The sequence below is a fragment of the Amycolatopsis vancoresmycina genome (genome assembly GCF_000716785.1).
Taxonomy (GTDB): Bacteria; Actinomycetota; Actinomycetes; order Mycobacteriales; family Pseudonocardiaceae; genus Amycolatopsis; species Amycolatopsis vancoresmycina.
In genome coordinates this window covers 1-622 of sequence record NZ_JNYY01000055.1, presented here as the reverse complement: position 1 = coordinate 622, position 622 = coordinate 1, and the positions used below count along the sequence as shown (strand labels likewise).

Below are 622 nucleotides of genomic sequence, written 5' to 3'. Positions count from 1 at the left end.
GGGTGATGGCGTGCCTTTTGAAGAATGAGCCTGCGAGTTAGTGCTGCGTGGCGAGGTTAACCCGTGTGGGGTAGCCGTAGCGAAAGCGAGTCTGAATAGGGCGCCCATAGTCGCGTGGTCTAGACCCGAAGCGGAGTGATCTACCCATGGCCAGGGTGAAGCGACGGTAAGACGTCGTGGAGGCCCGAACCCACTTAGGTTGAAAACTGAGGGGATGAGCTGTGGGTAGGGGTGAAAGGCCAATCAAACTCCGTGATAGCTGGTTCTCCCCGAAATGCATTTAGGTGCAGCGTCACGTGTTTCTTGCCGGGGGTAGAGCTACTGGATGGTCTAGGGGCCTTACCGGGTTACCGAAATCAACCAAACTCCGAATACCGGTTAGTGAGAGCGTGGCAGTGAGACGGCGGGGGATAAGCTTCGTCGTCGAGAGGGAAACAGCCCAGAACACCAGCTAAGGCCCCTAAGTGTGTGCTCAGTGGGAAAGGATGTGGGATTGCCCAGACAACCAGGAGGTTGGCTTAGAAGCAGCCACCCTTGAAAGAGTGCGTAATAGCTCACTGGTCAAGTGGTCCTGCGCCGACAATGTAGCGGGGCTTAAGCACACCGCCGAAGCTGTGTCATT

The 622-nt window shown here is 56.4% G+C and carries 1 rRNA gene; it reads left to right on the top strand.

Annotated elements, in window-relative coordinates:
- Positions 1–622 (top strand): 23S ribosomal RNA (locus OO60_RS44285); the annotation flags it as partial.